The 25725-nt window shown below is 37.1% G+C and carries 20 protein-coding genes, 1 pseudogene and 1 CRISPR repeat array; of the genes and pseudogenes, 18 read left to right on the forward strand and 3 right to left on the reverse strand.

All coding sequences use genetic code 11. The features are described from left to right. Window positions 1-3: 3 nt before the first annotated feature. The 6 genes from J5A74_06145 (at window position 4) to J5A74_06170 (ending at window position 7968) form a co-directional block, all read left to right on the forward strand. The gene (locus J5A74_06145; protein ID QUI95009.1) at window positions 4-858 is read left to right on the forward strand and encodes a YitT family protein; all 855 of its coding nucleotides are present in this window, start codon (window positions 4-6) and stop codon (window positions 856-858) included. 22 nt (window positions 859-880) lie between these two features. Continuing rightward, the gene (gene ftsH, locus J5A74_06150; GenBank protein ID QUI95010.1) at window positions 881-2761 is read left to right on the forward strand and encodes an ATP-dependent zinc metalloprotease FtsH; all 1881 of its coding nucleotides are present in this window, start codon (window positions 881-883) and stop codon (window positions 2759-2761) included. Between the two features lie 98 nt (window positions 2762-2859). Beyond that, window positions 2860-4524 carry an alpha-glucosidase gene (locus J5A74_06155; GenBank protein QUI95011.1) on the forward strand — a complete coding sequence of 555 codons (1665 nt, stop codon included), beginning with the start codon at window positions 2860-2862 and terminating at the stop codon, window positions 4522-4524. Between the two features lie 97 nt (window positions 4525-4621). After that, window positions 4622-5983 (forward strand): ABC transporter substrate-binding protein, encoded by a 1362-nt coding sequence (locus tag J5A74_06160; protein QUI95012.1) that lies wholly within the window; start codon window positions 4622-4624, stop codon window positions 5981-5983. A gap of 82 nt (window positions 5984-6065) precedes the next feature. Then, entirely contained in the window at window positions 6066-7106 is a 1041-nt protein-coding gene (locus J5A74_06165) for a sugar ABC transporter permease (GenBank protein ID QUI95013.1), read from the forward strand. 1 nt (window position 7107) lies between these two features. Continuing rightward, entirely contained in the window at window positions 7108-7968 is an 861-nt protein-coding gene (locus J5A74_06170) for a carbohydrate ABC transporter permease (protein QUI95014.1), read from the forward strand. Between the two features lie 54 nt (window positions 7969-8022). On the opposite strand, the gene J5A74_06175 is transcribed toward J5A74_06170, so the two are convergent. After that, complete coding sequence (locus J5A74_06175; GenBank protein ID QUI95015.1) at window positions 8023-9696, reverse strand: alpha-glucosidase; 1674 nt, start codon at window positions 9694-9696, stop codon at window positions 8023-8025. Window positions 9697-9884: 188 nt separating this feature from the next. Here J5A74_06175 and mgtE point away from each other — a divergent pair, with 188 nt between their 5' ends. The 12 genes from mgtE to J5A74_06235 all read left to right on the forward strand — a co-directional run bounded on the left by mgtE (window position 9885) and on the right by J5A74_06235 (window position 23365). Beyond that, on the forward strand, window positions 9885-11465 hold the full coding sequence (gene mgtE, locus J5A74_06180) for a magnesium transporter (GenBank protein ID QUI95016.1): 1581 nt from the start codon (window positions 9885-9887) through the stop codon (window positions 11463-11465). A gap of 244 nt (window positions 11466-11709) precedes the next feature. Continuing rightward, window positions 11710-12417 (forward strand): CRISPR-associated endoribonuclease Cas6, encoded by a 708-nt coding sequence (gene cas6 / locus J5A74_06185; protein QUI95017.1) that lies wholly within the window; start codon window positions 11710-11712, stop codon window positions 12415-12417. A 12-nt stretch (window positions 12418-12429) separates the two neighbouring features. Further along, the gene (gene cas8a1 / locus J5A74_06190) at window positions 12430-13884 is read left to right on the forward strand and encodes a type I CRISPR-associated protein Cas8a1/Csx8 (GenBank protein QUI95018.1); all 1455 of its coding nucleotides are present in this window, start codon (window positions 12430-12432) and stop codon (window positions 13882-13884) included. Continuing rightward, window positions 13874-14758, forward strand: coding sequence for a type I-B CRISPR-associated protein Cas7/Cst2/DevR (gene cas7i / locus J5A74_06195; GenBank protein QUI95019.1), 885 nt, complete (start codon window positions 13874-13876; stop codon window positions 14756-14758). The genes cas8a1 and cas7i overlap by 11 nt, the downstream gene beginning before the upstream one ends. Then, a complete protein-coding gene (gene cas5 / locus J5A74_06200) occupies window positions 14739-15833 on the forward strand; it encodes a CRISPR-associated protein Cas5 (GenBank protein ID QUI95020.1) in 1095 nt (364 codons plus the stop codon). The genes cas7i and cas5 overlap by 20 nt, the downstream gene beginning before the upstream one ends. A gap of 13 nt (window positions 15834-15846) precedes the next feature. Beyond that, window positions 15847-18156, forward strand: coding sequence for a CRISPR-associated helicase Cas3' (gene cas3 / locus J5A74_06205; protein ID QUI95021.1), 2310 nt, complete (start codon window positions 15847-15849; stop codon window positions 18154-18156). Then, window positions 18150-18647: a CRISPR-associated protein Cas4 gene (locus J5A74_06210; protein ID QUI95022.1), complete on the forward strand. Its 498-nt coding sequence runs from the start codon at window positions 18150-18152 to the stop codon at window positions 18645-18647. Before cas3 ends, J5A74_06210 begins: the two co-directional genes overlap by 7 nt. 22 nt (window positions 18648-18669) lie before the next feature. Further along, on the forward strand, window positions 18670-19662 hold the full coding sequence (gene cas1b, locus J5A74_06215; GenBank protein ID QUI95023.1) for a type I-B CRISPR-associated endonuclease Cas1: 993 nt from the start codon (window positions 18670-18672) through the stop codon (window positions 19660-19662). A gap of 12 nt (window positions 19663-19674) precedes the next feature. Continuing rightward, window positions 19675-19950 carry a CRISPR-associated endonuclease Cas2 gene (gene cas2, locus J5A74_06220; GenBank protein ID QUI95024.1) on the forward strand — a complete coding sequence of 92 codons (276 nt, stop codon included), beginning with the start codon at window positions 19675-19677 and terminating at the stop codon, window positions 19948-19950. Window positions 19951-20127: 177 nt separating this feature from the next. After that, window positions 20128-21404: a CRISPR direct-repeat array (repeat unit 29 nt; unit sequence TTAGAATCGTACCAGAGTGGAATGTAAAG). Between the two features lie 70 nt (window positions 21405-21474). Beyond that, window positions 21475-21807 (forward strand): single-stranded DNA-binding protein, encoded by a 333-nt coding sequence (locus J5A74_06225; protein ID QUI95025.1) that lies wholly within the window; start codon window positions 21475-21477, stop codon window positions 21805-21807. Between the two features lie 107 nt (window positions 21808-21914). After that, window positions 21915-22514: an abortive infection protein gene (locus J5A74_06230; GenBank protein QUI95026.1), complete on the forward strand. Its 600-nt coding sequence runs from the start codon at window positions 21915-21917 to the stop codon at window positions 22512-22514. Beyond that, on the forward strand, window positions 22511-23365 hold the full coding sequence (locus J5A74_06235; protein QUI95027.1) for a nucleotidyl transferase AbiEii/AbiGii toxin family protein: 855 nt from the start codon (window positions 22511-22513) through the stop codon (window positions 23363-23365). Before J5A74_06230 ends, J5A74_06235 begins: the two co-directional genes overlap by 4 nt. A gap of 70 nt (window positions 23366-23435) precedes the next feature. Here J5A74_06235 and J5A74_06240 read toward each other — a convergent pair. Together J5A74_06240 and tnpB are read right to left on the reverse strand one after the other, a co-directional pair. After that, a pseudogene (locus J5A74_06240) lies at window positions 23436-24504 on the reverse strand (relaxase/mobilization nuclease domain-containing protein). 101 nt (window positions 24505-24605) lie between these two features. Then, window positions 24606-25709: an IS200/IS605 family element transposase accessory protein TnpB gene (tnpB, locus tag J5A74_06245; protein ID QUI95028.1), complete on the reverse strand. Its 1104-nt coding sequence runs from the start codon at window positions 25707-25709 to the stop codon at window positions 24606-24608. Window positions 25710-25725: the final 16 nt, after the last annotated feature.

Raw genomic sequence — 25725 nt, forward strand, 5'->3', positions numbered from 1 at the left:
AAGATGAATGAAAAAGTAAAAAAGACAATCAAAGAGTATGCAATTATTACAGTGAGTATTTTATTGATGGCTGTTGGTGTGTATTTTTTTAAGTTTCCAAATAATTTTTCATTTGGTGGTGTGACAGGATATTCAAAGATTGTCAGCAAGTTAACGCCATTGTCAGCATCTCGCTTTACCATGATTACCAATATTGTGTTATTGGTTGTTGGATTTTTGATGGTGGGAAGGTCATTTGGAATTAAAACTGTATATGCCAGTGTTGTATTTTCTTATGCACTGGATTTGATGGAGCGATATATCCCTCTGCACACACCAGTGACAAACCAACCATTGTTGGAATTGGTATTTGCCATCTTTATTCCAGGGGTTGCGACGGCAATTTTATTTAATATTGGTGCATCGAGTGGTGGAACCGATATTATTGCATTGATTTTAAAGAAATATACGAGTTTTAACATTGGAACAGTGCTATTGATTGTTGATCTTGTGGCTGTTTTGCTTGCTTTCTTTATCTTTGATATTCAAACGGGACTTTTTTCTTTGCTGGGTCTGTTGGCCAAATCATTGGTAATTGATGATGTTATTGAAAGCATTAATATGTGTAAGTGTTTTACCATTATTTGTGAAAATCCAGAGCCAATTTGTAAGTATATTATTGAAGAATTACATCGTTCGGCGACAACTTATAATGCAGAGGGGGCTTATGCTCACCACAAGAAAAAGATTATTTTGGCGACAATGAACAGTGCACAGGCATTGAAGTTGAGAAATTATATTCGAATTACAGAACCTCATGCCTTTATGATTATCACAAAATCGAGTGAGATTATTGGCAAAGGATTTTTAAATCGTTAGAGGAAATAGAAAGGAAGAGTGAATGAATAATAAAAATGACAAGAACTCCGGCGGACGAGTCGGACAACAACTGGTCATTCTTATGATTGCAATTATTTTATCCGTGGTGGTATTTTCATTGCTGTCTGGAAGATTGAAATCAAGAAGTACCAAGGAAATTTCCTATACAGAATTTATGCAAATGGTAGATGATGGAAAAGTGGAGTCTGCAGTGATTACAGACAGTCAAATTGAAATTAAGGCGAAGCCAAAGTTGACAGATTATTCTTCATCGACCATTTATACAACGGTACGTATGGAAAATGATTTGGATTTGATTAATCGCTTGTACAAGGCTGGCGTCGTTGCAAAACGAAGAAGAAATGACACAGTATCTTTGATGATGTCCTTTGCCAGCATGGTTCTTCCGATTGTTTTGATGTTTCTCTTTATTAATTTTATGATGAGGAGAGTAGGCGGCGGTGGAGTGATGGGTGTTGGAAAAAACAATGCCAAAGTCTATGTGCAAAAGGAGACAGGCATCCGCTTTAAGGATGTTGCGGGAGAAGATGAGGCGAAGGAATCGCTGACAGAGATCGTCGATTTCTTACACAATCCGGAACGCTTTACAAAGATTGGAGCGAAGTTACCAAAGGGAGCCCTACTTGTGGGGCCTCCAGGAACAGGTAAGACCTTGCTTGCAAAGGCTGTTGCCGGAGAAGCCAATGTGCCATTTTTCTCTCTCAGTGGTTCGGATTTTGTGGAGATGTTTGTCGGTGTGGGTGCTTCAAGAGTAAGAGATTTATTTCGACAGGCACAAGAAGCAGCACCATGTATTATCTTTATTGATGAGATTGATGCCATTGGTAAGAGCAGAGATTCTCGCTATGGCGGTGGAAATGACGAGAGAGAACAGACACTCAATCAGCTTCTTTCGGAAATGGATGGATTTGATTCTTCAAAGGGGCTTTTGGTGCTTGGGGCAACAAACCGACCAGAAATTCTTGATCCAGCCCTTCTTCGTCCAGGCCGATTTGACCGAAGAGTTGTGGTGGAGAGACCAGATTTAAAGGGTAGAGTTGCGATTTTAAAAGTCCATTCAAAAAATGTATTGATGGATGACAGTGTGGATTTAGAGGCTGTTGGTTTGGCAACGAGTGGAGCAGTTGGATCGGAGTTAGCTAACATGATCAACGAGGCAGCAATTCTTGCAGTAAAGCATGGAAGAAAGGCGGTTTGCCAGAATGATCTCTTGGAATCTGTCGAGGTTGTCTTGGTGGGTAAGGAGAAAAAGGATCGAGTGATGAATCAAAAGGAGAGAACCATTGTCTCCTATCACGAGGTTGGTCACGCCTTGATTTCTGCTCTGCAAAAAAATTCTGAGCCCGTACAAAAGATTACCATTGTGCCAAGAACAATGGGAGCCCTTGGTTATGTGATGTATGTTCCTGAGGAGGAGACCTATCTAAAGTCAAAGAGCGAGTTAGAAGATATGTTAGTCAGTGTCTTTGGCGGAAGAGCAGCGGAAGAAGTGGTATTTGGAAATGTCACAACGGGAGCTTCCAATGATATTGAAAAGGCAACTTCCATTGCAAGAGCTATGGTCACACAGTATGGTATGAGCGAAAAGTTTGGTCTCATTGGGCTTGAGCGAGTGCAGGATCAATATTTGTCAGGTCACACCGTAATGAATTGTGGCGAGGCGACAGCAGCGGAAGTAGATAAGGAAGTAATGCGTATCCTAAAGGAGGCCTATGCAAAGGCGGTGGCCATATTGCGAGAAAATCGAGAAGTCATGGACAAGATTGCAGAATTTTTAATTAAGAAAGAAACGATTACTGGCAAGGAGTTTATGGAGATTTTGCGGGAAGAAAAAAAGGATATGCCTGATCCAATCAAACCAGTAAAAGCAATACTTGTATAAAAATATAAAGAACTTCATTTCAATAGAAGAAATGGAGTTTTTTTATTGTGAGATATGCTATAATAATATGGAAAAATATTAAAATTGGAGGTCAATTTATGAACAGAGCGTGGTGGAAAGAGAGCGTAGTCTATCAAATTTATCCAAGAAGCTTTTGCGACAGCAATGGAGATGGCATTGGGGATATTCGAGGCATTACAGGAAAGCTCGATTATCTAAAGGAGCTTGGTATTGATGTCATCTGGCTCTCTCCTGTGTACAAATCACCAAATGATGATAATGGTTATGATATCAGTGACTATGAGGACATAATGGATGACTTTGGAACGATGGATGACTTTGACCATATGCTAGCTGAGGCACACAAAAGGGGAATTAAGATTGTGATGGATTTAGTGGTCAATCACACTTCAGATGAGCACAAGTGGTTTATCGAGAGTCGATCCTCTCTCGATAATCCAAAGAGAGATTACTACATTTGGAGAGAGGGAAAAGACGGTCACGAACCAAACAATTGGGGATCTTTCTTTTCAGGTTCAGCTTGGGAATATGATGAGAAGACAAAGATGTATTATTTGCATTTGTTTTCAAAGAAGCAGCCAGATTTAAATTGGGAAAATGAAAAGGTAAGAGATGAAGTCTTTGGGATGATGACAAGATGGCTAGAAAAAGGGATTGATGGATTTCGAATGGATGTCATCAGTTTGATTTCTAAACCAGATGGATTGCCAGACAGTAAGGTCGTTGGACTTTATGGAGACAGTGGTATTTGTGCCAACGGACCGAGAGTTCATGAGTACCTGAAAGAGATGAACCAGAGAGTATTGTCGAAGTTTGACATAATGACGGTGGGAGAGACTGCGGGTGTGAACGTGGAAGAAGCAAAAAAATATGCATCATCAGATGGATCAGAGTTAAATATGGTCTTTCAATTTGAGCATGTGGGACTTGATGACGGAAAAGATTTTAAGTGGTCCACAAGACCTATGCCATTGATTCCACTCAAGAAAAATTTGACCAAGTGGCAGTTGGGACTGCAAAATGTGGCATGGAATAGTTTGTACTTTTGTAATCATGACCAACCAAGAATTGTTTCAAGACTTGGTGATACTCGACCAGAATACAGAGAAAAGTCAGCCAAGTGTATTGCGACAGTCCTCCATATGATGCAGGGAACACCATATATTTATCAGGGTGAGGAGCTTGGAATGACGAATACGGTGTTTAACGGGGTTGAGGACTTTCGAGATATTGAGTCAATCAATGCCTATAAAGAATTGATTGCATCAGGTCGCTATACAAAAGAAGAGCTATTTCCTGCAATTGCCCATAAAAGTAGAGACAATGCCCGCACGCCGATGCCATGGAATGATGGGGAAAATGCTGGCTTTACCACAGGAACGCCTTGGATTCCACTCAATCCAAACTTTAAGGAAATCAATGTTCAGGAGCAATTGAGTAGATCAGATTCTGTGTTCCATTACTATCAAAAATTAATTTCTATTCGAAAGACCAATGATATTGTTGTCTATGGCGATTATCATCTGTTGTGTGAGGATGATGAAACCATCTTTGCTTACACGAGGACATTGGGCAATGAGCAGTTATTGGTGGTTTGCAATTTCTCCACAGAAGATAGAAAATTTGATTTTGGTCAATTCGCACAAGATAATGTTAAAATTTTAATTTCCAATAGCAGTATAGACCCTAGAAAAAGCGGAGTAATGTCTGCTTATGGAGCAATTGTTCTAAAAATAGATTAATTTTCTGTAAAAGATAATTGAAAGTGCATAGAAAATGTGATAGAATTGTGTCTATAAAGAGGGATCTGAAAAATCATCGATCAGACAGGAGGAAATTATGAAAAAAAGATGGTTGGGAGTCGCATTGAGTGCAGTGATGACCGTTGGTCTACTGGCAGGTTGCGGCGGAAAGACAGACAGCACACCAACAGGTAGTGCAGGTTCTTCAAGTGCAGACACAAGCGCAGCGGGAAAGACGGATAATAAGACGGATAATAAGACGGCAAGCTCGACAGGACTTCGCTTGATTAACGGAAAGATTGAGATTGACAAGCAATTGAAAGAAGTTGCTGAGCTGTTTAAGAAGGAGACTGGTCAGGAAGTTACCATTGAATCCCTCGGTGGTGGTGTGGATATTCAGGGGCAGATTAAGAGCTATAAAGCTGCCGACAATATGCCAGACATTTTTGTTATTGGTGGCGATGGCGACTACGCAAACTGGACAGATATGGTTGCTGATTTGAGTGATTCTGAGTTTGCAAAGAATACAGATTTTGCTTACAAAGACAAGACAACGGGTAAAGTTGTTGGTTTCCCATATGCAGTAGAAGGATATGGTATCACATATAATGCTGATATTCTTGAGAAGGCAGGCATTGATCCAAAGACATTGGTTAACTACGATGCATTTAAGGCCGCATTTGAAAAGATTGATGGAATGAAAGATCAACTTGGCATTCAGGCTGTTGCTTCTGTAGCGGCAGAGTCTGGACAGATGTATTGGTCCACAGGAAATCATTTGTTCGGATATTATTACACTGGTGGTCTTCAAAGAGGAGACAACAAGTACTTTGATATGGCGATGAAGGGAGAGCTTGACAAGGACCGACTGGGTGAGTTTGCCGATATGACAGGACTGTTATTTAAGTATGCAGACCCTCAAGTTTTGATTTCAGGAACCTATGATGATCAATTAGCTCTTTGGGCTAAGGGAAAGACCGCTTTTATCACACAGGGAAATTGGGTTGATCCATCTTTGAAAGATTACAATGCAACATTTAAGGTAGGTATTGCACCACTTGCATTTACAAAGACCGATATGACAAGTATCTTGGCAGATTGTCCATCTTGGTGGTGTGTATATAAGGACAGCAAGAACTTAGATGCAGCAAAGAAGTTCCTCGATTTCGTGGCAACAAATGAGGATGCACAAAAGATTCTTGTTGAAGAGGCTGGTATGATTTCACCATATAAGAATAGTAAGGTGGAGCCAAAGACACCACTTGCTATGGATGTAAAGAAGTATGTTGATGAAGGAAAGACATCTTCTTGGGCTTGGTCGAATATGCCAGAAGGTCTTGCACAGAATGCCATTGGATTGGTATTTGAGTCCTATGCAAAGGGCGATATTACAAGAGATCAATTTGTTGAGATGATGCAGACAACAATTGCAGACTATGTGAAGAATAAAAAGAACTAAGTAGGCAAGATGGAGCAAGGGGTGGCTGTGAAAGGTCACCCCTTTTGTATGCCAAAATATTTGGAAAGGAGCAAACACAAACATGAATACAAAGAGTCCAAAATTTTTATCCATGGCATTGATTGTTGTGGGAATTATTTTTACAGTATATGCGCTTGTGTTAGATTTTACGAAAGCAACGGGAGAGTGGAGAGGATATGCACTCATCATTGGAATTTTACTCATTTTATTTGGGATTTTTAAGATGCCAGGTAAAAATCATACACGGATTGTCAAAATTCTTTTCCTGTTTCCGATGATATTTACTTTTGCAGTCACTGTTATTATTCCATTTTTATTGGGAATTTTTTATTCCTTTACTGATTGGAACGGAATTCAATTCAATAAATTTGTGGGATTAGCTAATTATGTCACGATGTTTAAGCAGCAAGATTATCTTTATTCTTTCTTGATCACTGTGATTTACACTGTAATCAATATCATTTTGGTGAATGTTGTAGGATTTGCACTTGCTCTATTGTGTACATCAAAGATTAAGGGAACATCTTTTCTTCGTTCGGCCTATTTCTTGCCAAACTTAATTGGTGGTTTGGTACTTGGCTATGTATGGCAATTTATTTTTAATAAAGTATTTACGGTCATTTTTGCAGGCTCAGCTTCAATGCTGACCAATGCCAATACAGCACTTCTTGCGATTTTAATTGTGAATACTTGGCAATATGCAGGTTATATTATGTTGATCTATTTGACAGGATTACAAACTGTGCCAAGGGATGTCATTGAAGCAGCAGGTGTGGATGGAGCTAGTCCAGTGACGACTCTATTTAAGATTAAGATGCCAATGATTGCCAATACATTTACAGTTTGTATCTTTTTAACTTTGGTCAATTCCTTTAAGCAGTTTGATCTAAACCTTGCCATTACCAATGGTGCCCCAAGCCGTATTATGGGAGCAAAGATTATTCAAGCGACAGAGCTTTTGGCCTTAAATATTTACAATACAGCAATTCGAAAGAACAATTATGCCCTTGGTCAGACAAAGGCCGTGATATTCTTTATTATTTTGGCAGTTGTGTCACTTACACAGGTAGCCATCAGCAAGAGAAGAGAGGTGGAATTATAGTATGAAAGCAGAAAAAAATCGAAATTTGATTGGTACCATTGTTGGCTTTGTCATTGCCATTCTTGTTCTTTGCCCATTTTTCTTAGTTGTCATCAACTCTGCGAAGACAAGTGCAGACATTGTTGTCAGTCCAATTGCCCTTCCAAAGCATTGGGGACAGATGATGGATAATTTTAAAGGTGTAATCAATAACACAAATTTTAGTTATTGGAGTTCATTTAAGAGTTCTTTGATTATCACCATCATTTCGCTTATCCTCTTGACACTATTTTCTTCTATGGCTGCTTGGGTACTCAGTCGTCATCACAAAGAGGGTTGGTCCAATGTAATCTTTATGATGTTTGTTGCTGCAATGGTTATTCCATTTCAGGTAGTTATGCTTCCGATTTTGACTGTATTTAGAAATATTGGAAATTTTACAGGAATTCAAATGCTTTCTAGTTATAAGGGAGTCATCTTTGCGTATCTTGGATTTGGTGGTTCAATGTCTATCTTTGTGTTACATGGCTTTATTAAGGGAATTCCAAGGGAGCTAGAGGAGGCAGCATGGATTGACGGTTGTTCACCAGAGGGTACATTTTTTAGAATTATTATGCCACTTCTTCGCCCAGTGCAGATGACGGTTCTTATTTTGAATGGACTTTGGATTTGGAATGATTATCTTCTTCCATCCATTATGCTCGGACTTAATGGAAAAATTAAGACATTGCCAATTGCGGTGAGTAGCTTTGTTGGATCCTATGTAAAACAATGGGATTTGATTTTGAGTGCAGCGTTCCTTGCAATGATACCGATTGTTATTTTGTTCTTAATTGCACAAAAACAGATTATTCAAGGCATGGTTGATGGCGCAATTAAATAATAAAAAATGGGAGTTTTCAAGTGAGTGACTTGAAACTCCCATTTTGTTTGTCAATTACAAAAGAAGAACAACGGCTTGATAGCCCTCTAGACAAATTTCATCAGAAGTCATAGTAAGGTCGTTTACATTGTTAAGAAGAACCTGTTTTGGCTGACTTGGCAATTTTACTGTCTTTTTAGCTGTCTGGAAATTTCCGAGAACAAGGAGAGTTTCCGTTTCGCCCTTTCGATAAAAGGCCATCAATTTTGGCTCCTCCACTAGGTAAGGGATGACTTCACCGTAAACTACGACATCCTGGTGCTCTGGGTCTTTGCGAAGCTGGATTAATTTCTTGTAGTAAGAAAAGAGAGAATTGGGGTCATTGACCTGGCTCTTGGCATTGATTTCTTTGTAGTTTGGATTTAAAGTTAACCAAGGTTTTCCAGTGGTAAATCCTGCGTTCTCAGAATCATCCCACTGAAATGGTGTTCTTGCATTGTCACGACTGTATTTTTTGACAATGGCAAAGGCCTCCTCTTCAGACAAACCTTCTTCTAGTGCAACACGATATTGGTCACGGCTGGAGATATCATCAATCTGGTCAATGGAAGTGAAATTGACATTTTCCATTCCAATTTCTTGACCTTGATAGATAAAAGGAAGTCCACGCAACATCAACTGCATGGTTGCAAGGAACTTTTTGCTGGTGTCGGAGCACTCGCCCTCTGGAATATAGCGACTGACACCACGAGGCTCGTCATGATTTTCAATAATTGTAGAAATCATACCGATATCCCCAATGCGTTTTTGAGTCTTAAAACAACATTTCTTGTAGTCATCTGGTGTAATCGGCTGTTTTTTATACCAGCCACGACCATTCTCACCAAAAGAAGCACTTTCAAAGTCAAACATAGTGGAAAAATATCCGTCATCGCCAATAAAGAGTGGAATCTCTTCTTCCCGTTCATTAAACACTTCGCCGGCGGTAAAGGCATCATGTGGAGCAAAAGTTTTATTTTTTAATTCGGTCAAGAAGTCTCCAAGACCGATGGTATCTTCCAACATTTTTGTACAATTGGTCAAACCGTCATTTCGATCAGGGGCGTAGGAGAATTTGGTAAATGGCAATGCCTTTTTAATATTGATAATGGCATCAATTCGAAATCCTCCCAATCCTCTGTCGAGCCACCAATTGACCATCGTGTAAATTTCTTCTCTGAGCTTTGGATTTTCCCAGTTTAAGTCGGGTTGTTTTTTGTGGAACAGGTGCAAGTAATATTTATCTGTGCCTGGAATTTTTTCCCATACACTGCCACCAAAGTAGGAACGCCAGTTGTTTGGCTCATGGCCATCAACAGCATCTTCAATATAAAAATAGGAAGCATATTCACCTGTTGGATCAGCAATGGCCTTTTTAAACCACTCGTGCTCATCAGAACAGTGATTGATCACTAAGTCCATAAGGATGTACATATCCCTTTCTTTTGCTTTGGCGATGAGCTCATCCATATCTTCCATAGTTCCAAAGCGAGGGTCGATATTGTAGTAATCAGAAATATCATAGCCTTGATCGGCTAGAGGAGAACAATAACATGGAGATAGCCATATAATGTCCACTCCAAGATCCTTTAGGTAATCCAATTTTTCAATAATTCCTCTTAAATCACCGATACCATTTCCTGTTGTGTCCTTGAAACTTTTTGGATAAATTTGATAGGCCACTTTTTGGTGCCACCACTTCTTTTTCATAAAATAAATCCTTTCGATATGATATTTGTAGTAACTTGACTGTAACATAATCACTGTGCAAATACAATCAAAATATAATCCCTCTAGGGGGTTAACAAGCCTATTTTTTTTGTTTATAATTAGCCCTGTATATAGAATATACCGAAAGTAGAATAGATAGAAAGGTAAAATGAGAAAGGAGGCTTCCAATGGCAGAAAACCAAAGTAGTAATAGCGATGCAGTGAATGCACTCGAAGAGAACAAAAAAGTAGAGCGCAGGGAGCGAGAAAAATTAGAGCGAGAATATGTAGAACGAGAACAGATAGAAAATACGGAGAATGAGGAAAATGGGCGAAATGAACTTCCAGAGGAGAGCCGACCAAATCTCAATGAATTGTTTGAATCTGTTTCAAATACAGATAGTGGTGAAAAGGAAGAAGAGAAAGAAGAAGAGGAAGATAGTGATGAGCTGGAGCATTTGATTGATGAGGGAAATCAGCAAGATATTGATGATTACTATGAGGATATGCAACCAGCTGACTTTGCAGAAGAAGTCGATGATCTTGATGATGAAGATATCAAAAAATTACAAGATCTTCTCGACATCGATCAATTGGCTGAACTTATGGAAGAGGCCGACGATGATTTGCGTCAAAGAATTGCGAGATTATTAAAAGATGAAGTCCTTTTGAAGATTTTTGAAAAGATGTCAAAGGACGATATTGTGGATATTCTCGGAGATATGGAGACGGGAAGAAGAAAGCGTATTCTTAACCAAATGAAATCGGGTGATCGAAGAATTATTCACACTCTATTACAATATCCCGATGATTCAGCTGGTGGAATTATGACCACAGAGTACATTGCACTTCGCGAAGATAGAACATGTGCGGAGGCATTGGATATTATTCGAGATATTGGACCAAAGACAGAGGTTATTGAGGAAATTTTTATTACAGATGAGCATCGCAAATTAGTCGGATATGTCGATTTGCGAGACTTACTTAGTGCTCCAAGAAATACAAAGCTTCGGGAAATTATGGATGATCAAGTGGTTTCTGTCGAGCCAGAGACCGATCAGGAGGAAGTTGCACAAATTGTATCAAAGTATGACTTACAGGCTGTGCCCGTAGTGAGCAAAAAGGCAATGATTTTGGGCATTATTACGGTCGATGATATTATTGATGTCCTTCAGGAAGAGCATGATGAGGATATTGCCCATTTGGGTGGTGTATCAGCAGAGGAAGGAATGGATACAAAATGGATAGACTCTGTTCGGCTTCGCCTTCCTTGGTTGGTAATCAACCTCCTAACGGCTTTTCTTGCCTCATTTACCGTAAAGATATTTGAGGGGACCATTGCAAAGGCCGTGGCTTTGTCCGCAACCATGACGATTGTATCGGGAATGGGTGGCAATGCAGGAACACAGACGATGTCCATTTTGGTGAGAGAGCTGGCCAGTGGCAGCTTGAATTTTAAAGAAGATTGGCGTGCGCTGATGAAGGAAATTTTACTTGGCGTTGTTGATGGTGCAGCCATTGGTCTGATCACAGGTGTTGTCGTTGCTATTTTCTATGGCAATGTCTATCTTGGACTCATTATTTTTTTGGCAATGATTGGAAACTTAGTTGTAGCAGGTATTTTTGGATTTGCTGTTCCCGTTGTTCTTGACCATTTTAAAATTGATCCAGCCCTAGCTTCTTCCATTTTTGTCACGACAGCAACAGATGTCTTAGGATTTTTTATTTTTCTTGGACTAGCAAGTTTGTTTTTGGCAAAGTTAATATAGAAATCGTGTAGTAGAAAGTAGCTGTCGAGAGATAGCTACTTTTTGATTAACACAAAATTAAAAAGGAAAAAAATAAAAACTTATTGGCTTTCAATTGTAAAAGAGTTAGGATGAAGGTGTGAGGAATATCACATCTTGAATCATATCTTAGAGGAATGTAAAAGTTTAGTTTTGCATTGTAATTCGAATCGTACCAGAGTGGAATGTCAATAAATAAGAATTCATTGGATAAGGAGGGAATATTGTGAAATATGTTGTCAAGTTGCGATTGGAACAGCCAAATTTTAAGTCAGATTATAGGAGGACGGTGATTAGTTTTTTTAAGTATGCCATTTCGAAATATATGGATGGTGAGTTTTATGATTTTCTCTATAATAGTGGAGCAAATCAAAAGTCATTGGTTTGGTCTATTCGCTTTGCAGAGCCAAAATTTTTAGGAGAAAATATGGAGCTTGGCGGGACAGAGGTAGAGATGACATTGAAAATGTCTGATGCTCAGACTGCACTTGTCTATTATTCTGCACTGTTAGAGATGAAAGGAAAGGCCTTTCCAGTTGGGGAAGGAAATGCTTTGACTTTAGAGCAAATCAAAATGGTTAGAGAGGAAAAAATTACTCAGCCATTTGCCATGTTTAAGGTATTGTCTCCAATCTGTTTAAAGGAGAGAGAAGAGAAAGAACAGTATTTATCTGTCGAGGATGAGAACTTTTTGGAGGAAATGAAAAGAAAGTTGAGGGAGAGTTTGCCACAACTTTCAAAGGAGATTGAAGAACTTAAGGGTGATTTTAGAGGGTTGAGAAAAACAATAGTGCGTGCATATGGGATGAAAATTCCAGCGAGCGTGGGAACTTTTGCACTGGCAGGGGATGTTCAAATATTGCAATATATTTTAAGTTCAGGAGTGGGATCAAAGAGAAATTCGGGATTTGGATTAGTTGAGTTTGTGATGTAGGGAGGTGAATTTGTGATTGAAATCGGTGACTATGAGATTGAGGGGGAGGCTTTTAACCGCAAGTTAGTGCCAACAGATTGGAGATATGCGGCGGCAGCAGTGGGCATGATTCGATTTTTTCGCCAAGCAAAGTTTCCTTATAAAAAGCAGGGAAGGAAATTATATTATCGCTATGAGGACATTTATCCAGAGGATGAATTGGATCAGAAGTTTTTGCTATTTGTCGAAGATTATTTGAAAGATAATATGCATCATTGTCAGATAGAATATAAGTTAAAAAGGCTAAATGATGTGACAGGTGAACAAAGAGATGCACTGTTGAAAGAGATAAATGACAAGCTAAAGGCCAATACAATATTAAAAAAGATATTTGCTGGAATGGAGTGCAATGGTGAGAATGGGGAAATCATTCAAAGGCGGATTGAAGAGCATCGGCTGGAGCTCATTCGGCAGACTTTTGCGAATGCAAAAGTTGGAGGGTATAGTCAATTTTCTGATGCAAATAAATTGAGAAGTGCACCAGCAGCAACTTGTCGATTAAGTGGCTTCGCTGTTGATGGGGGAAGAAAAACAAAGGCTCTGGGATTTTGCTTTGATAAGGATACTTTTCAAGGTAAGGATGAAGTGGAATTTGACTTTGTTATGTTTGGATTTACAAAGGGAGCAGAAGCAGTATTTATTAATGACAATATTTCGATAGAAAAGTTACTAAATACCAATAATGCTTTACAAACATTCTTGTCCGAAAAGCAGGGGGAGCGAGCAAATTGGGATGCTATGTTTTATAACTATATGGAGACGATGCCTTTTCTTGCCTATGATGTGGAAGTCATTAAAAAAGCATTTAATACAGGCTATTTTGAGACGATTTTTCTTCGAGAGAGCAGATTACATATCTTCCGAGAGATAGAGGAAAAGTGGAAGAATAGAGATTTTTCTTTAGATGCTGCCCTCTATCGTTGGGTTAAGGTGGATCAAGATAGTTCCATAAACATTATGCATGAAGTGACAATGGCCATTTTAAACAATCAAAATTTGGATGACTTGATCGAAAAGTTATTCTTTCTCAATGCAGGGCATGGAATATTGAGAACTTTGATTGAGGTCAATGACATTATGTACAAAATGGATAGGAGATTGGAGGAAGCTATGGAAGAGAAAGTTAGTCTAAAGGGGACATTTGCAGCTGCCAACGCAGTGGTGAAGTATTTTGAGTCGGCTGGAAATAAAAATAAGATTAAGAACTACCGACAAAAGTTATCTAGCGTGCTTGTGGCAAAGGACTATGATCGCTTTATAGAGATTATGTTGCAACTGTCGTCATATACCGACATTTCATTTCGTTTTTTGCACTATTTGATTCAAGATTTTGAATCAAATAAAAACTTAGCTTATAATTTTGTGAATCAGCTTGTAGTTTCAAAAGATGAGAACAAGGAAGAGGGAGGTAAGAAGGATGAAGAATAAGGCACTTACATTGACCGTCATTGCAAACATGACATCAAACTATGGAGAGGGTTTGGGAAATATTGGCGTTGTACAAAAGATTTATCGCTCAGGAAAAACCTATTCCATTCGATCGAGAGAAAGCTTGAAGAATGCGATTATGTTACAGAGTGGTTTGTATGATGATTTAGGGGTGATTGTTGCTGGAGATGGAAAAGTGGCACAAAAGGCTGTATCAGAGGAAGCGAATGCGTCAAATCAGAGAGCCTTAGAAGGAGGCTATATGAATACAGTTCCGACAACGAAAATTAGGAAGAGTTCCTTCTATTTGACAGACGCCATTTCTTTTGTTCCGTTTATCAATACGACTCGATTTCATAATAACTTATTCCAGGCAAAGACTTATGCAGAAGGCGATGAAAATAAGTTAAAGGCTGGATTGATGCCTTATCAGTATGAGTACGAAAAAGCATTAAAGTGCTATAGTATGACTATTGACTTAGATAAAGTGGGCGTGGATGAAAACTATGGCGAAGAGGCAGACAATACGGAAAAAATCTATCGAGTAAGGGCATTATTAGATGCAGTGAAAAACCTCAGCTTGGTTGTCAAGGGAAATATGGACAATGCAGAACCGCTCTTTGTTGTAGGAGGAATTGGAGAGCGAAAGCCCCATTATTTTGAGAATGCAATTCATATGACTGGGAATAAGCTAAAAATTGGGAAAGACTTGAAGGAAAAGTTAAAAGAAGGGTATAGAGCTGGTCTATTGGAAGGAAATACTTTTGAGAATGAAGAGGAAATCATTCAAGAGTTAGAGCCTGTTTCCGTTGTAGAATTTTTTGAAAAGTTGAAAGATGAGGTGGATGCATATTATGAAGGTGCTCAGAATTAAACTGAGGCAGAGTCAAGCATCTTATGCAAAGGAAGAAACAGTCAAAAATAGAATGACCTATCCTCTTCCAGCATATTCAACCATTATTGGAGCTTTGCATGCGGCATGCGGATATGACCATTATCATCAAATGGACATTTCAGTTCAGGGAAAATTTGAAAGTATGCAAAGAAAACTTCAGGTCAATTATACGCTGTTAAATCATTTAGAGGATGACCGAAGCACTTTAATTTGGCTAGAAAATTCGAATGCTTTGAGCAATGGCTACATTGAGGTTGCAAAGGCATTAAAGAAGCAGGGAAATAGCTTTAGAAAAGGAATTACCATACAGATAGCTAGAGAAGATAAGATTCAAGAGTACAGGGCAATAAAAGATCGGGATGATCAACTCAAAAAGATGGAAAAGGAAGAGATTTGTCCCATTGAAGATCTTTGGAAAGCTGAGAAAAAGAGATTAAAGCAGGCAATAAAAGATGCAGGGAAAAAAACAGAGGAGGGGATGGAGCTTATTAAGCGACTCGATGCAGGAGAAGAAAGAGTTAAAAAACTTCGTGCTGATTTTAAGGAGAAACGAGAGAGAGAGGTGGTAGAACCATTGAGCCATTTTGGCACATTGACTAAGGGAGTAAGTTATCAGGAAGTACTTTCAGATGTCGAATTAGTGATTCATGTGCACGCAGATGAAGAGGTTATGCAGGATATTTTGAAACATAAATTTGACCTTGTGGCTTTAGGTAGAAGTGAAGATTTTATCGAATTGGAAGAGATAAAAGAGGTGGAGCTGACAAGAGACATTGATCAAGAATATACTTTGCAAAATGGCTATAGTATGTATGTCAATTATGAACGGATTGATGAAGGAACTTATTTTATTAAAGACAGCAGGAAAAAAATGGGGCGTGAATTGAGTATACAGGGCACACTCTATGAGATATCAAAGAATTATGAAATTCAAGATAAGAAGAGGGTATTTCAAAAAATCTCTTGTCTGTATACATCGACAGTGGCGATTGACAGCGACTCAACAGATGCATGGTTTGATCGAGATGGGGGCTATATTGTAGATTTAAACTAGGAGGTAGAAGAAGATGAGCAAGCAGTTAGAGATTCCAGAGTATTATAAAAATTATTTGGCCAAGGAAGATGAGACCTTGTATGAGCATACAGCAGAGCTCTTAGAATGCTTAGGTGAGCTTTCAAAGTTTTCGGATATCAAAAATTTATGGCTTGTGGAACTTAGCTGCTTGTATCATGATGTGGGAAAAATCAATGCCCTATTTCAAAATCGCTTGAATGCACATAAAAAATTTGATGCAACAAAGGAAGTAGGGCACAATATTTTATCTGCAATTTTAGCGAAAGCATTGTTACAGGATGTAGACAAAGAGCAGATGCGAAAGGTCATCTATGCTATCTTAAATCATCATCATTATGTGGATAATTTTGGTGAACTTGAAGATAAACAGTTACTAATAAAAGAAAATTTAGAGACGGTTCCTTGCACTATTTTGCCACAATCAAGTAGAGACAAAGATTTATCTAAAAGCATTGGCGGGAGAGAAGCCAATGCTTTAAAGAAGTTGGAAGAAGATATTGATAGTCAATTAATTAAAGGATTTTTGCATAAGTGTGACTATAGTGCAAGTGCACATGAAGTCATTGAGATTCCCAATGTAGACTTGGATCAACGAATGGAAAGATATTGGGATAGAAAAGAGTATATTCCCAATGATATGCAAAAATTTGCAAGGGACAATAGAGATAGGCATTTGATTTTAATTGGTTCAACGGGATTGGGAAAGACAGAAGCTTCATTGATGTGGCTTGGAAATCAAAAGGGATTTTATGTATTGCCTCTGAGGAGTGCGATTAATGCAATGTATGAGCGAGTGAAGAGAGACTTTTATCCAATGGATTATTCTTCTCATTTGGGACTTTTGCATAGTGAAGCAAGGAGTGTCTATTTTAAAAACTTAGAAGAGAAAGTTCAAAAAGTTGGAGAAAAAGAACAACAAGAATTTTGGAATTATTATGGAACGACAAAATCCATGGCACTTCCTGTGACCATTACGACACCGGATCAAATTTTTCGCTTTGCATTTAAATATCCTGCCTATGAATTAATGCTGGCGACTTGCAGTTATTCTAAGATAATTATTGATGAGATCCAAGCCTATTCTCCAGATATTTTGGCCACATTGATTTATAGTTTACAATGGATTGATAAAGTTGGAGGGAAGTTTATTCTTACAACAGCTACGCTTCCTCCATTTATCAAGAGTTGGCTGGAAAAGTATATGGGAAAGTCGATCGTTGAAAAAGAGTTTTTGAAAGAGGAGATTAGACATCATGTGCAGTTGTGTGATCGAGAGATAGCGACAGAAGATATTTTTGAGTTTATTGATGTGAATAGAGGTAGAGAAAGTTTAAAAATATTAGTGGTTGTCAATACCGTTCGCACAGCACAAAGAATCTACAAAGAACTAAGAGAAAATATAGGGGATGATATTGTAGTTAAAGTATTGCATTCTCGCTTTACAGTACAAGACAGAAATTTAAAAGAAGAAGAAATTCTAAATGATGGAGCGACAGCTTGTAAAAAGAAAGTGATATGGGTAGCAACTCAAGTTGTCGAAGCAAGCTTAGATATTGATTTTGATGTTTTATTTACAGAGCTTTCTGATTTGAGCGGATTGTTTCAGAGATTGGGGCGCTGTAATCGAAAGGGAAAGAAGTCTATAGATGCAGAAAATGTGTTTGTCTATACAGTGATACCAAGAGCGTTGTATCGAAAATCTTCAGAAAAAAATTCATACATAAAGAAGGGATTGATCTTTGAATCTCTTTTTGAACTGAGTAAGACAGCTTTGCATAATTGGAGTGATGGCCGTATAGATGGGATGATGTCAGAAAAGGATAAAAACAGGATGATTTCCACATATTTTACGCTGGATAAATTGAAAGAATATGAGGAAAGATATCCAGATTCATCCTATATAAGAGAGTTTGAAGATGCTTATCGGGGATTAGAAAGTTTAAGAACAGGTCAGTTGACACTAGATGAGGCAACGAAATCGTTTCGAAATATTACTTCTATTTCCGTGATTCCAACGAAAATCTATTTGGAGAAGTCGGAAGAGTTTGCAAAAATTAGAGATGATATGGAAATGATTATTCAAGATAAGCAAAACAGAGAAGAAAATAAGTTCAAGATGCTTCAACTTCAAAATCAGCTCAATCAATATACCTTGACTGTGGATATGAGTTATAAAATGTATATTCAGTTTCAGTCTCCATTGCAATTTGGCTATGAAAAATTCTATTTGATCAATGCTTCTTATGACAAGAATATTGGATTGTTGAGAGAAAATGAGGAGAGTGGTCTTTTACAATGGTAGATGAGAAAATCACAGGATTGATGGTCTATTATTACTTTGTTTGCAAGAAAAAATTATGGTTGTTCGGCAATGGTCTTGAGATGGAGGAAGAAAGTGAACTTGTGCATATGGGAAAAGTAATTGATGAGACAAGTTACCAGTCAGAGAGAAAGCATATTATGATCAATGAAGAGATTAATATTGACTTTATTGAAAATGCAGGAGTCATTCATGAAATTAAGAAGAGTAGAAAAGTTGAGCAGGCATCCATATGGCAGGTAAAGTATTATTTGTACTATTTAAAAAATAGAGGTGTAGTTGATGTTTTAGCAAAGCTCGATTATCCCTTAATCAAAAAGACAGAGGAGATTTTGCTATCAGAAAGTGATGAGGCACAGATAATAGAAATATTAAGAGACATTGCAAGGATTATTTCAAGTCCGACTGTTCCAGAAGGACAACAAGGTAGGATTTGCAAAAAATGTGCATATTTTGATTTGTGTAAGTTGTAAATAGGGTGATGGGGGAGTGTGGATGAAGAATAGTTTATATATTTATCAAAATGGAGAATTGAGTAGGAAAGATAACACGATAAGATTTACAAGCATAGATGGAACAAAAAGGGATATGCCCATCAATAGTATCTCAGAAATTTATTTTTTTGGAGAGAATACATTCAACACAAAATTAATTACTTTTTTAGCACAGAATAATATAATAGCTCATTTTTTTAATTACTATAGTTTTTATGTGGCGAGCTTGGTGCCTAAGGAAAATAAAGTGGCAGGGAAATTATTGGTACAGCAGGTTGAACATTATATAGATGCCCAAAAGCGTCTGGAGATTGCAAAGAAATTTGTGAAGGCAGCAGGAAACAATATATATAGAAACTTGAGGTATTACAATGGACGAGGTAAAGAAGTCAAGAAAACTATGGATGAGATTGAGTATTTGCTCCGACAAATTAATGAGGCAATGAGCATTCCAGAATTAATGGGCGTGGAGGGAAATATTCATAAGCTCTATTACAGAGAATGGAATACAATTATCAATCAAGAGATAGATTTTCAGACACGAGTGAGGCGTCCACCCGATAACATGATTAACACTTTGATTTCTTATCTCAATTCGCTGGTATATACGACAGTACTAGGAGAAATTTATAAAACACAGCTAAATCCGACAATTAGTTATTTGCACGAACCGGGTACTAGTAGGTTTTCGTTGAGTTTAGATATTGCCGAGATATTCAAGCCATTAATAGCAGACAGATTAGTTTTTTCTCTCTTGAATAGAAATCAAATTCAAGAGAAACATTTTACCAAAGATTTAAATTATTTGCATTTGTCTGAAATGGGATCAAAAATCATACTGGCAGAATATGATAAGCGTTTGAAGCAAACCATTCAGCATAAGGATTTAGAGCGAGAAGTTAGTTATCGCTATTTGATGCGCTTAGAGTGCTACAAATTAATCAAACATTTGTATGGCGAAAAGGAATATAATCCATTTGTGATGTGGTGGTAAGGAATTTAGAGTATGTATGTAATTTTAGTATATGATATTAGCACAGAAGGAAATGGTCAGAAAAGATGGAATCGAGTATTTAAATTGTGTAAGCAAAATTTGATTCATATTCAAAAATCTGTTTTTGAGGGAGAGATTACAGAAGCAAACTTATATAAGTTGAAGAAGGATATCGAAGGAGAGATTGATGAAAGTACAGATTCTGTGGTTATTTTTAAGAGCAGAGATCAACGATGGTTAGATAAAGATGTGATGGGGATGGAACAAGATGACCCGCTATTTATTTGATTGTCGACTATAGAAAGTGCTAAAATAGTAGGGGGTCGACAAAGGGCGTATATTTGGGAAAAAGTGAGAAATATTTGCAAGTTTACAATTTCATGCTAGCGAAATATAGAATGAAATTTGAGGTCGACAGAACAGTACTTGAAAATAGTGTATTTCTGTAGTAGAATAAGGGCCGGGTTAGAATCGTACCAGAGTGGAATGTAAAGAGAACTTTTAAGATTCTTTCTTTGTCGTGCTGGAAATTAGAATCGTACCAGAGTGGAATGTAAAGATACATATATGCCTCTGCCCATACTTGATCTACTTCATTAGAATCGTACCAGAGTGGAATGTAAAGCATCACATAACACAATATAAAGTGGGGCAAGCCCCACATTAGAATCGTACCAGAGTGGAATGTAAAGTATTTCAGCTTTTAAATTGCTTACATCTGCTTTATCGTTAGAATCGTACCAGAGTGGAATGTAAAGACTGTAATATTAAAGGTCTTACGATAACGGCATCTTGTTAGAATCGTACCAGAGTGGAATGTAAAGTCTCAGGTATCACATATAAGTGAAAATGCGGTCTACGTTAGAATCGTACCAGAGTGGAATGTAAAGCAAGATAAAAGAGACACATTTCCTCTTGTAGTAAAGGTTAGAATCGTACCAGAGTGGAATGTAAAGAAGGCACGGAAAGAGTAGTAAAAAGTGGTTACTCTGGTTAGAATCGTACCAGAGTGGAATGTAAAGCTTCATACAAAGTGACCGTAAAAGTATCTTTGTCAAAATTAGAATCGTACCAGAGTGGAATGTAAAGATCAAAATACAAGGCTTGTCAGGTCTGGCATCCATTATTAGAATCGTACCAGAGTGGAATGTAAAGAGACTCATCAATTCCTGTTAATTCCACAATTTTTTTATTAGAATCGTACCAGAGTGGAATGTAAAGTAAAGTGGCTTCACGGTTATTTAAAGCCCTTTCAATTAGAATCGTACCAGAGTGGAATGTAAAGTCATATCCATCAAAGCTGACATTCTTTCCGCCAACAATTAGAATCGTACCAGAGTGGAATGTAAAGGCAAAAGAGGCATCATTTTGGCTTGACAAATTGGGTATTAGAATCGTACCAGAGTGGAATGTAAAGTTTTTAGCCGTTTTAAGCATTAAGCTATATGGATATTAGAATTGTACCAGAGTGGAATGTAAAGCTTGCTGTCGTAAAGTGGCTTCAAGGGCGTTTAAAATTAGAATCGTACCAGAGTGGAATGTAAAGAAGAATTCAGCAATATCTTTTGGTTTGTAATGAGAATTAGAATCGTACCAGAGTGGAATGTAAAGTTGGATGAATCAAACGAAGAGTCAGAAATTACATAATTAGAATCGTACCAGAGTGGAATGTAAAGGTCTCTACAGCTTGAATAGCTGACGCTTCAATGGCAATTAGAATCGTACCAGAGTGACCTTGTAAATATCGTCGGAAATGTTGTAGGCAATGTAGATGTAATCGAAATAGAAAATAAGAACGGAGAAGGCTTTAAGGTGGCAAATTTCTCCGTAGTTTCCAAAGATGATGAGGGTAATAAGGTATATCATAATTGCTCCGCTTATGGAGAAAAGAGTGAACTTCCAAAGGACTTTAAACAGGGAGATTTCGTAAAGTTATTCGGACAAATCAGAACATCCATTGATGATAACGGCAAGGAACACAGCAATGTAAGGATATTCTCCTCAAAGCTCTTAAAGGCAAAAGAACAGATGAAAGGACAGAAGGAAAAGAAAGAATCCGTCCTTGGAGCTATCAAGAAATATCAGGCAGAAGATAAGGAAAAACCTAAAGAAAGTAAAGAAAAGCCAAAAGAAACAGAGAGATAAATTTATGGTCGGTGCGGTCTTCGGATTGCACCGGCTCTTTTTTTTCTAAATATTGACTTTTATTCTTATAAATATTATAATTTAAGAACGAAAAGGCGGTGATAGAAATGAGTAAACGGGAACTGCTGCTAAAAAAAATAAAAGAAAATAATGGGATTATAACTACCAGAGAAGCCTTAAATCTTGGTATTCATAAGGATATCCTAAAAGAATTAACCATAAAAGAAGAACTTGAAAAAATAGCCAACGGACTCTATGCACTTCCGGATGAGAATATTGATGAGTATCTTTATTTCTCATACAGAATACCCAAAGGTATTTTTTCTCACGAAACAGCGGCATATTTACAAGGATTATCAACACGAATGCCCCTTGTTTATGTGATGACTGTAAAGGTAGGAGATAATGTCAGCAGAGTTAAGTCGGCAAGAGATAATATTATTTTTAAGTATGTAAAAAAAGATTATTATGATATTGGGAAAATAACTATAACCAGTCCTTTTGGCAGAGAAATATCAGTGTATGACAAAGAAAGAACCATACTTGATATTATCAAAGATAAGGACAGAATAGATGCACAAGTATTTAGCGAAGCAATAAAATCTTACTTTGCAGGTAAGGAGAAAAATTTATTAAAACTGTCGAAATATGCTATTAAGATGAATATGGAGCAAGCTTTAAAACGATATACGGAGGTGCTATTATGAAAACATCGGAACAGATAAAAGGAGCGATTAGGAACATATCTAAGAAAATGGGAGTTAATCCGAACTCTCTACTTCAGATGTGCTTGTTTGAAGGAATACTTGAAAAACTCTCCAAATCAAAATATAGTGAGAATTTTATATTAAAAGGAGGACTTCTTATCTCCTCTTTTATCGGTGTTGATATGCGTAGTACAATGGATATGGATATCACGATTAGAGGCATTCCGCTAAATGAAGTTTCTATAACAAAAATCTTAAATGAAATATTAGTGATTGAAATTGACGCAGATATTGAATATAAGCTGATTAAATTATCGCCAATAAGACAGGAAGATGTGTATGAAGATTTTTGTGCAAGCATATCCTGCATTTTTGGGAAAATAAATGCAACCTTAAATATAGATATAACGACAGGAGATGTTATTACTCCAAGAGAAATGAATTATTCCTATTCAAAAATCTTAGAGGAAGGTACAATACCAATTATGACCTATACCATAGAAACTATACTCGCTGAAAAATTTGAAACCATTTCAAGCAGAAATATTACCACAACAAGAGCAAGGGATTTCTATGATTTGTATATGATATACAGCATTTATAAAGATAAAATTGATAAAGGCATATTAAGAAAAGCAATAGAAAGAACGAGTAAATATAGAGGTTCTTTTGAAACAGCTTTACAGTACAAGGAAATAGTAGAGTTGTTCCGGGAAAGTGAAACACCAAAAGAACTATGGAAAAAATACACACAGAATAACCCGTATACTAAAGATGTTGATTTCTTAGATACTATATCAATCTATGAAGAAATAGGTACTGTATTAAATGTGAATGATGATACTAAATAGTCTTATGGTTGGTGTGGTCTTTAGGGCTGCACCGGCTCTTTTTTTGTTGCTCAAAAAAAGGAGATAAAGATTATCTCTCCATCTCCTTACCCATGTAGATTCCGTAGTTTTTGCGTATTTTGTAAAGTTCGTCCATTGTGGATTTTGAGGAAGAATACTCTTTCATCAGGGTATTCTTTTTTTCTTGTAATTTATCAAGTCTGTCTAAAATATCCTTTGAATTTGGAAGTTTGGAATAAGACTTTTTAAGCTCGGAAAGAGCATTTTCATAGAGGGTAATATGAGTTTTGTATTCTTCAAAGAATGCCTTATCAGATGGATTAGAGCGATATTCTTTGTAATATCCTCGATATTTTTTGACGGTATGAACTTGCTCCATTGTAGCGGATAACTGTTCCATTTTTTTATCAATCGCTTTGATTTTATCTTGCAGATGTTGTCTTTCATCAGCCATTCTTTGAATGTACTCATCAAGCTGCTGAACGGATTTAATGCCATGTTCTCTGATGAAAATAACAGATTCTGCCATGGTATTCAGATTATGTTTCGTTGCCCAGTATTCATAACCTTTGCTCTCTTTGACCTTGGCATTGGTCTTCATATCAATGATAGTTCCAATGCATTTTTTAACAGGAGGAGTCTTAATCGTTTCTCTTTCTGCTATGCGTTCTTTTAACCGTTCTTCCGTATAATCTTCGCCAATTGTCTTCGATCTTGTAAATTTCGTTTTATCTTTCGGCTTAAAAGCGATGTGTTTGCCATGTTTGATTTCATAGCCAAGCTCAGCCATTTTCTTTAGAAATTCATCCCAATCCTGTGATTGCTTTATTATGCGGTCAATGTCAAATTGAAGCCTACTTTTCCAAGAAGTCCCTTTCTTTGCCTGCTCATTTTCATACCAAGACTTTCCGCTTGTCTTGTATTTTTTCTTAAAGCTTTCGTAGTGTTCATCGATGACGGAAAGGTTATTTTCCTTGCAGAGCTTATCACTCTGGTAACGGATCTTATGATAGCTTTTCTTGTTCGACTGCCATATTTACATTATTGAAGATGATATGATTATGGATATGCCCTTTATCTATGTGCGTCGATAACACAAACTCATACTCATCTTTGAGTATCTTTTTACATAAGTGAACTACCCATAGTCTAAAGCCTATGGGCTTCCTGCTTCGCTGACCTCGCAACCTACTATCTCCACAGGCGTTAATTTGGGCAGTCCCTGCCCTATTGTTTTTTCTTATACTACTTGTCTTAATCCTTCTGCCAATATATTTTTTGCCGCATTGATATCTCTATCGTGTTTTGTATTGCAGAAAGGACACATCCAATCTCTTACTTTTAGATCTTTTACATTTGTATTTTTATATCCACAACTAAAACATAGCTGGCTACTTGCATAAAATGTATCTATCTTAATATAATTTCTACCATTCCATTTTGACTTATATTCCAGTTGTCTTGTCAGCTCATACCACGATACATCGCTTATAGTTTTCGCTAAATTATGATTTTTCACCATATTTTTTATCTGTAAGTTTTCTGAAACTATCACTTGGTTTTCGTTTATAATTTCGCTTGAAATCTTATGCAGATAATCTTTTCTTGTATTAGCTATTTTCTCATGGCATAGTGCTATTTGTTTCCTTTTTTTCTGATAGTTCCTACTCCCCTTTGTTTTATTTGCTAATTGTCTTTGTAATCTTGTAAGCTTTTTCTCATATTTTTTAATTGTCTTCGGATTTTCATATTTCTTCCCATCTGATGTGATACATAAATCTTTTATCCCTAAATCCAATCCTATTTGTCCGTTTGTCTTTACAAGTGGACTATGTTCAGTTTCTACAAGAACAGACACATAGTACTTGCCGCTTGGTACCTTAGATATAGTTGCTGTTTTTATCCGACCTGAAAATTTTCTATGTAATTTTATTTTTACCCTTTTTAATTTTGGCAGCTTTATTCTTCCTCTATCAAAATCTACAGTTATATTCCCATTTGTAAAATTGGTTGTATATGATTTACGATTACTGTGCTTACTCTTAAACTTTGGATAACCTGCATGTTCTTTGAAAAACTTTTGATAAGCACTGTCCATATTATAAATTGCATTTGTTAAAGCAAATTTATCTACTTCTTTTAGCCATTCATAAGCTTTTTTCAGCTCTCTATTGCAATAATTATTACAATCTGTTTTACTGACAGACTTTTTTTCTTTTTCATAAGCATCTTTTCTGTACGCAAGGGTTTGATTATATACAAAACGACAACAGCCAAATGTCTTTGCTAACTGTATTTCTTGCTCTTTGTTTGGATAAATCCGATATCTATATGCCTTTAACATTAAGCTTACCCGCCTT

Source organism: Lachnospiraceae bacterium oral taxon 096 (assembly GCA_018141845.1).
In the GTDB taxonomy this organism is placed as follows: Bacteria; Bacillota; Clostridia; order Lachnospirales; family Lachnospiraceae; genus F0428.

What these genes read in the sequence shown, in the direction of transcription:
- J5A74_06145 (QUI95009.1), top strand. Translation starts at nt 4, where the DNA reads ATGAATGAAAAAGTAAAAAAGACAATCAAAGAGTATGCAATTATTACA.
- ftsH (QUI95010.1), top strand. Translation starts at nt 881, where the DNA reads ATGAATAATAAAAATGACAAGAACTCCGGCGGACGAGTCGGACAACAA.
- J5A74_06155 (QUI95011.1), top strand. Translation starts at nt 2,860, where the DNA reads ATGAACAGAGCGTGGTGGAAAGAGAGCGTAGTCTATCAAATTTATCCA.
- J5A74_06160 (QUI95012.1), top strand. Translation starts at nt 4,622, where the DNA reads ATGAAAAAAAGATGGTTGGGAGTCGCATTGAGTGCAGTGATGACCGTT.
- J5A74_06165 (QUI95013.1), top strand. Translation starts at nt 6,066, where the DNA reads ATGAATACAAAGAGTCCAAAATTTTTATCCATGGCATTGATTGTTGTG.
- J5A74_06170 (QUI95014.1), top strand. Translation starts at nt 7,108, where the DNA reads ATGAAAGCAGAAAAAAATCGAAATTTGATTGGTACCATTGTTGGCTTT.
- J5A74_06175 (QUI95015.1), bottom strand. Translation starts at nt 9,696, where the DNA reads ATGAAAAAGAAGTGGTGGCACCAAAAAGTGGCCTATCAAATTTATCCA.
- mgtE (QUI95016.1), top strand. Translation starts at nt 9,885, where the DNA reads ATGGCAGAAAACCAAAGTAGTAATAGCGATGCAGTGAATGCACTCGAA.
- cas7i (QUI95019.1), top strand. Translation starts at nt 13,874, where the DNA reads ATGAAGAATAAGGCACTTACATTGACCGTCATTGCAAACATGACATCA.
- cas5 (QUI95020.1), top strand. Translation starts at nt 14,739, where the DNA reads ATGAAGGTGCTCAGAATTAAACTGAGGCAGAGTCAAGCATCTTATGCA.
- cas3 (QUI95021.1), top strand. Translation starts at nt 15,847, where the DNA reads ATGAGCAAGCAGTTAGAGATTCCAGAGTATTATAAAAATTATTTGGCC.
- J5A74_06210 (QUI95022.1), top strand. Translation starts at nt 18,150, where the DNA reads ATGGTAGATGAGAAAATCACAGGATTGATGGTCTATTATTACTTTGTT.
- cas1b (QUI95023.1), top strand. Translation starts at nt 18,670, where the DNA reads ATGAAGAATAGTTTATATATTTATCAAAATGGAGAATTGAGTAGGAAA.
- cas2 (QUI95024.1), top strand. Translation starts at nt 19,675, where the DNA reads ATGTATGTAATTTTAGTATATGATATTAGCACAGAAGGAAATGGTCAG.
- J5A74_06230 (QUI95026.1), top strand. Translation starts at nt 21,915, where the DNA reads ATGAGTAAACGGGAACTGCTGCTAAAAAAAATAAAAGAAAATAATGGG.
- J5A74_06235 (QUI95027.1), top strand. Translation starts at nt 22,511, where the DNA reads ATGAAAACATCGGAACAGATAAAAGGAGCGATTAGGAACATATCTAAG.
- tnpB (QUI95028.1), bottom strand. Translation starts at nt 25,709, where the DNA reads ATGTTAAAGGCATATAGATATCGGATTTATCCAAACAAAGAGCAAGAA.